The following is a 6,459-nucleotide window of genomic DNA, read 5'->3' on the forward strand; positions in this document are numbered from 1 at the left end:
CGCGGCCGCCGCGGGCTCGGTCGATGCGCGCGCCCCGGAGCAGCTGTCGCTGCGGGAAATCGACGCACTGACGCGGCCGGTCACCGGCCTGCGCTCGCCGCTGACCCCGCTGCAGTCGGCCGAGCGCGCCCGGAACTTCGGTTCCATCTACTTCCTGGAGCATTGGCTGCGGCAGTTGCGCGGCTACGGCTGGACCGTCTTGATGACGGCGGTCGGCACGCCGCTGGTTTACCTGTTTGCCATGGGCGTGGGGCTCGCCACGTTGGTGGACGCCAACACCAACGCCTCGCTCGACGCCGGAAACGGCCAGTCCGTGCCGTACCTGATCTTCGTGGCGCCTGCCCTCCTGGCAACCGCCGCGATCATGGTGGCCAGCGAAGAGAACACGTACTCGGTGATGTCCGGGTTCCGATGGCGCAAGACCTACTACGGTCCCAACGCCTCGCCGCTGCAGAGCCACCAACTGGTCAACGGGCACTCGTTGGGCGTGCTGGCCCGCCTGCTGCTGACCACCGGCTTGTATTTCCTCTGCCTGGTCATCTTCGGCGCGGTGACCGAGGCCACCGCCTGGCTGATGGTCATCACGGCGGCCCTGGGCGGGATGGCCTTCGGGCTGCCGCTGATGGCGTACTCGGCCAGCATCGAAGAAGACCGCGGCCAGTTCGCGCTGGTGCAGCGGTTCATCGTGATGCCGCTGTTCCTCTTCTCCGGCACGTTCTTTCCGCTGGAGGCCATGCCGCTGGTGGTGCGCTGGATCGGCTGGATCTCGCCGCTGTGGCATTCGACGGAGCTGGGCCGGGTGCTCAGCTACGGCTATGTTGAACCGGTTTGGCTGACCGTGCTGCACGTCGCCTACCTTGCCGTCCTCTGCGCGGCCGGCTGGGTCTTCGCGCGCCGAATCTATATCAGGAGGCTGGGCAAATGAGCCAGCACGTTCTCCCGCAGCCGCCGCGGCTAGAGCCGGCGCGCCGCCCGTTTGGCTCGCTCTATGCCGGCAACGTGCGAGCGGTCTTCGCCCGCGGCGTCAAGGCGACCTGGGGAACCAACTGGGCGATCATGGTCAGCGGCTTCGTCGAGCCGGTCCTCTACCTGGTGGCGATGGGGATCGGGCTGGGCTCGCTGATCGGCACGATCAGCGGCCCCGGCGGAACCGAGATCGGTTATGCGAACTACATTGCGCCGGCGCTGCTGGCCGTCTCGGCGATGAACGGCGCGGTGTACGACTCCACCTGGAACGTCTTCTTCAAACTGAACTTCGCCAAGCTCTACGAAGGCATGTTGTACACCTCCCTGGGACCGCTGGACGTGGCGCTCGGCGAGATCCTGCTGGCGCTGATGCGAGGAGCGCTCTACGCCACCGGCTTCACCGCGGTGATGGGGGCGATGGGGTTGATCACCTCGCCCTGGGCGCTGTTGATGATCCCCGCAGCCGTGGTGGTCGCCTTCGGCTTCGCTTCCTTCGGCATGGCGATCACCAGCTACATGAAAACGTTCCAGCAGATGGACTGGATCAACTTCATCATGCTCCCGATGTTCCTGTTCTCCGCGACGTTCTACCCGCTCAGCGTCTACCCGGAGCCGATCCAGTGGCTGATCCAGGCATTCCCGCTCTGGCACGGCGTGGAACTGCTGCGCCAGCTCAGCGTCGGCGCCTTCACAGCCGCCACGTGGATCCACGTCCTGTACTTCCTGGTCATGATCGTGCTCGGGCTGATCCTGACCACCGGGAGGCTGCGCAAGCTCTTCCTGAACTGACCGCGTGCTGGCGGGCGGCGGGGGAGGCCTGACGTGCGGTAGGCGGATCTGACGTGCGGCGGGGCCGCCTTATCCTTGCCACACCCTTGCGGCGCATCAATGATGGAGACACCGTCCTAAGGCCCGAACCAACTAAGGAGCTGGCACATGATCGGCAAGTGGCAGGCACTGGTCATCGATTGTCCGGACAGCGATGTACTGGCCGCCTTTTACGAGGAGCTGCTGGGCATGATCCGGGTCCAACAGGACGACGACGGCTGGATCAGCATCGGGGATGCCCCGGACCGGCCGGCCATCGCCTTTCAGCAGGTCCGGGATTACGAGCCACCCCAGTGGCCGGGCCAGGAGCATCCCCAGCAGATGCATGTTGACGTCAGGGTCCGTGACCTGGACATCGCCGAAGGACTGGTACTCCAGCTGGGAGCCACGAGCATGGACTCGGGCACCGAGACCTTCAGGGTGTACCTGGACCCGGCCGGACACCCGTTCTGCCTGGTGCAGTGGTAGCGCGCTGAGCCGTGGGCGGACACGGCGCACGCAGGCGCGTGGATTTGAGAGAATAGGCCCATGCGATCAATTGGTCCCGAGTCTTCCGTTTCGTCCACCGCCCGCCAGCTGCCGTTCAAGGCCGGCAACATCAGCCTGGCAGTGCTGGTGCTTGTCTTCCTGGTCGCGGTTATCTTTGCCGCCAATGAGAACGACGTCATCGGCTGGATCGTCGTCGCAGTGTCGCTGGCATGGCTGGCCCTGGCCGCCTTCGTGGTGTTCAGCGTCCGCGGTGCCACCCGCAAGGCGAAGGAGAAGCTGGCCAACGTGCAGGCCGATTACGCCGGGCGGGCCAACCCCGCTCCCGGCGGCGGCACCGCCCTCGTTGAGGAAGAACTCACCAGGGCGAACGCCGTGCGGGACGAAAAGCTGGACCACAGCTTCAAGATCATCCAGGTGCAGGCCAAGGTGATGCGCGACTACCGCGGCAAGGACGAGGGCATGGTGGACCGGGCGCTGGAAACGGTAGAGATTACCGCCCACAACGGGCGAAGCATGATCCGCAAGGACGACGGCGGCGGAACGGTCAGCGGCACAGTTGTTGGCTGAACTGAAGGGTTGGGTAAGGTAGTCGGGTGACTTTGGCAACCGTTTCCCCCGCACCGACCACCTCCCGCGACGCCGCCGGCGGACTGATCCAGGCAGGCAAGACACTGCGGATCGCCAGCGTCAACGTCAATGGCATCCGCGCCGCCTACAAGCGCGGAATGGCCGACTGGCTGGCCGTCCGGGACGTGGACATCCTGTGCCTGCAGGAAGTGCGGGCGCCGGACGCGGTAGTACGTGAGCTGCTGGGCAGCGACTGGCACATCCTGCATGCCGAAGCCGAGGCCAAGGGCCGCGCCGGTGTTGCCATCGCCTCCCGCGTTGAGCCGACTGCCACGCGCAGCCACATCGGCGATGAATACTTCCTCTCCGCAGGCCGCTGGGTGGAGGCCGACTTTGCCGTGGACGGCGTGGACGGCGAAAAGACCCTGACGGTGGTCAGCGCCTACGTCCATTCCGGTGAGGTCGACACCCCCAAGCAGGTGGACAAATACCGTTTCCTGGACGCCATGTGCCATCGGCTGCCGCAACTGAAGGCCGAGCGGGACTACGCGCTGGTCGTCGGCGACCTGAACGTGGGCCACACCGAGCTGGACATTAAGAACTGGAAGGGCAACGTCAAGCGCGCCGGCTTCCTGCCCGAGGAACGGGCCTACTTCGACCGCTTCTTCGGCGAGGAGATCGGTTGGCGCGATGTGCACCGGTCGCTGGCCGGGGCTGTCAGCGGTCCCTACACCTGGTGGTCCTGGCGCGGCCAGGCCTTCGACAACGACTCCGGTTGGCGCATCGATTATCAGGTGGCCACCCCGTCGCTGGCCGATCTCGCGACGGCCGCCGCCGTCGACCGTGCCGCCACCTACGACGCCCGATTCTCCGACCACGCACCGCTGGTCGTCGACTACCAGTTCTAGGAAGCATCCCGATGAGCACAGGAACCACAGAACCCACAGACACCGCCGTGCTGGCCGCCGGGCAGGCGGGCCGGCCGCAGGCCGAGCGTCCCAGGCTTCTCTCCGGCATGCAGCCGTCCGCCGACTCCTTGCACCTGGGCAACTACCTGGGCGCACTCGTCAATTGGGTCAAGCTGCAGGACGAGTACGAAACCTTCTACTTCATCCCCGACCTGCACGCCATCACGGTGGACTATGATCCGAAGGATCTGGCCCACCGCACCAGGGTCACCTGCGCGCAGTACATCGCCGGCGGCATCGACGTCGACCGCACGGCGCTCTTCGTCCAGTCCCACGTGCCGGAGCACGCCGAGCTGGCCTGGGTCCTGAACTGCGTGACCGGCTTCGGCGAGGCCTCCCGGATGACCCAATTCAAGGACAAGACGCAGAAGAACGGTACCGACGCCGCAACCGTGGGGCTGTTCGCCTACCCGGTGCTGATGGCCGCGGACATCCTGCTGTACCGCCCCTACGGCGTGCCCGTTGGCGAGGACCAGCGCCAGCACCTGGAACTGGCCCGGAACCTCGCGCAGCGGTTCAACCACCGCTTCGGGGAAACGTTCGTGGTGCCCGAAGCCGTGATCCCCAAGGAGGGGGCGAAGATCTACGATCTCCAGCACCCCACCGCGAAAATGTCCAAGTCGGCCGAGTCGACCGCCGGCCTGATCAACATTCTCGACAACCCGAAGCAGGCCGCCAAGAAGATCAAGTCGGCCGTCACCGACGACGGCACGGAAATCCGCTTCGACCGTGAGGCCAAGCCGGGCATCTCCAATCTGCTCACCATCTACTCCACGCTGACGGGCAAGACCGTCTCGCAGCTGGAGCAGGAGTACCAGGGCAAGATGTACGGTCATCTGAAGGTCGATCTGGCCGAGGTGGTCGTCGAAACGCTCGCCCCGGTGCAGGCGCGGGCCCAGGAGCTGCTGGACGATCCGGCCGAACTGGACCGGCTGCTGGCGCGCGGGGCCCAAAAGGCCCGTTCCATCGCATCGGTTACACTCGCTGATGTGTACTCCAAGGTAGGTTTCATGGCCCCCGGAGGCGAACGCTAGCCATGCGCCAGCAGGACCAGGACAGCATCGCCCGTGTAGAGCACGACGGCGATGCTGGCCGCGGTGCCCCGACGGCGGTCGGCTGCGTCGGCGTGGTCATTGGGGTCCCGGAGCCGATGGCCAGCGAGCTGCAGGGCTGGCGGGCCTCGTTCGGTGACCCGCTGGCCTCGGTGATACCGCCGCACATCACCCTGGTCACCACCACTCCGGTGCTGGACTGGGACGACGCCGTCCAGCACGTCCGGGCCGTGGCCAGTGCGCAGTCCGCGTTCACCCTCTCCCTGCGCGGCACAGGCAGTTTCCGCCCGGTTTCGCCCGTGGTCTACCTGAACATCGACGAGGGCTTCGACGAGTGCGTCGCGCTGCACCAAAAACTCCAGTCCGGGCCGCTGGAACGCGACCTGGAGTTCGGCTTCCACCCGCACGTGACGGTCGCGCACGACGTCAGCGAAGCCAGCATGGACTCGGCCGAAAGCAAGCTCGCTGATTATGACGCCGCATTCCGGGTCAGTAGCATGGGGCTCTACGAGCACGATGAGACTGGTGTGTGGATACTACGGGAAGAGTTGACCTTTGGTGCCGGACCCGCAGGAGCAGGCTGAGGCAACGCCGGATCCGCTGGAACGGCAGCAACTGCTGCTCGCCGCCGTCAGGCAGCGGCGGGAAGCAGGCCGCGCCAAGCGCGAAGAAGGCGCCCTGAAAAGCCTGATGGCCGCGGCCAAGTACAGGCTCGCGAAGATCAACTCCTGGCGCCTGATGCGGGTCATGAATCTCTACGCCCGGAGGCACGGGACATTGCTGGCGGCCGGGTGTGCCTACAAGATGTTCTTTTCGGTGGCGGCGATGCTGGTGGCCGGTTTTTCCATTCTCGGCCTGGTGGCCGCCGGCAGCCGCGACCTGCAGATGGCCATCGTTCGGGTGGTGAACGAGTTCATCCCGGGACTCATCGACACCGGGGACGGAGGCCTGGCCAAACCCCAAGATCTCTTCTCGCGGGGCGAGGCTTTCGGCGTCAGCCTCATCATCTCCACCGCCGTCATGATCTGGACCTCGTTGGGCTGGATCGCGGGGCTGCGCACGGGGATGCGCGGCATCTTCGACCTGCCGCCGCTGCAAACGAACATCGTCCTGGTCAAGCTCAAGGATACCGGCACGCTGCTGATCGTGGCCGTTGCCTTGGTCGTGACCACGCTCGTCGCCGCCATAGCCAATACCGCGCTGGACCTGATCGTGGAATTGCTCGGCATCGAAGGCGCAGCCGTGGTGCCGCTGACCCGGATCGCCGGCATCGTGGTCATGCTGCTGCTGGATACGGCGGTTGCCGTGATCCTGTTCCGCGTGGCGTCAGGCATCCGGATGCCGCGCACGGTGATGCTCCAGTCCGCCTTGCTCGCCGGTATCGGCAGTACCGTGCTCAGGTACTTCTCCTCGTCACTGCTGGGCAACGTGGGCAGCAACTGGCTGCTGGCTCCTTTCGCCGTGATCCTGGGCCTGTTCGTGTGGTTCTACCTGCTCAGCCAGGTCTACATGGTCGCCACCGCCTGGGGAGCGGTCGGCACGGCGGACGCGCTGGCCAGGCAGGCGGCCGGCGGGCGGGACAGCCGGTC

At 66.0% G+C, this 6,459-nt stretch carries 8 protein-coding genes; all 8 read left to right on the top strand.

Annotated features, from left to right (window positions below; translation table 11 throughout):
- Nucleotides 1-925 (top strand): ABC transporter permease (locus AC5RV2_RS13275; protein WP_494092719.1); only part of this gene is annotated, 925 nt, incomplete at its 5' end.
- Complete coding sequence (locus AC5RV2_RS13280; RefSeq protein ID WP_494068250.1) at nucleotides 922-1,755, top strand: ABC transporter permease; 834 nt, start codon at nucleotides 922-924, stop codon at nucleotides 1,753-1,755. The genes AC5RV2_RS13275 and AC5RV2_RS13280, both read left to right, overlap by 4 nt.
- A gap of 147 nt (nucleotides 1,756-1,902) precedes the next feature.
- The gene (locus tag AC5RV2_RS13285; RefSeq protein WP_494092720.1) at nucleotides 1,903-2,262 is read left to right on the top strand and encodes a VOC family protein; all 360 of its coding nucleotides are present in this window, start codon (nucleotides 1,903-1,905) and stop codon (nucleotides 2,260-2,262) included.
- Between the two features lie 60 nt (nucleotides 2,263-2,322).
- Nucleotides 2,323-2,850, top strand: coding sequence for a hypothetical protein (locus tag AC5RV2_RS13290; protein WP_494092721.1), 528 nt, complete (start codon nucleotides 2,323-2,325; stop codon nucleotides 2,848-2,850).
- A gap of 83 nt (nucleotides 2,851-2,933) precedes the next feature.
- Nucleotides 2,934-3,758 (top strand): exodeoxyribonuclease III, encoded by an 825-nt coding sequence (locus tag AC5RV2_RS13295; protein ID WP_494092725.1) that lies wholly within the window; start codon nucleotides 2,934-2,936, stop codon nucleotides 3,756-3,758.
- Nucleotides 3,759-3,769: 11 nt separating this feature from the next.
- Nucleotides 3,770-4,852 carry a tryptophan--tRNA ligase gene (trpS, locus tag AC5RV2_RS13300; RefSeq protein WP_494092722.1) on the top strand — a complete coding sequence of 361 codons (1,083 nt, stop codon included), beginning with the start codon at nucleotides 3,770-3,772 and terminating at the stop codon, nucleotides 4,850-4,852.
- Nucleotides 4,853-4,854: 2 nt separating this feature from the next.
- A complete protein-coding gene (locus AC5RV2_RS13305) occupies nucleotides 4,855-5,454 on the top strand; it encodes a 2'-5' RNA ligase family protein (RefSeq protein ID WP_494092723.1) in 600 nt (199 codons plus the stop codon).
- Nucleotides 5,429-6,459: YihY/virulence factor BrkB family protein (locus AC5RV2_RS13310; RefSeq protein ID WP_494092724.1), on the top strand; the 1,031-nt coding region annotated here is incomplete at its 3' end. The genes AC5RV2_RS13305 and AC5RV2_RS13310, both read left to right, overlap by 26 nt.

It is taken from the genome of Arthrobacter sp. Y3225116, from assembly GCF_059091245.1.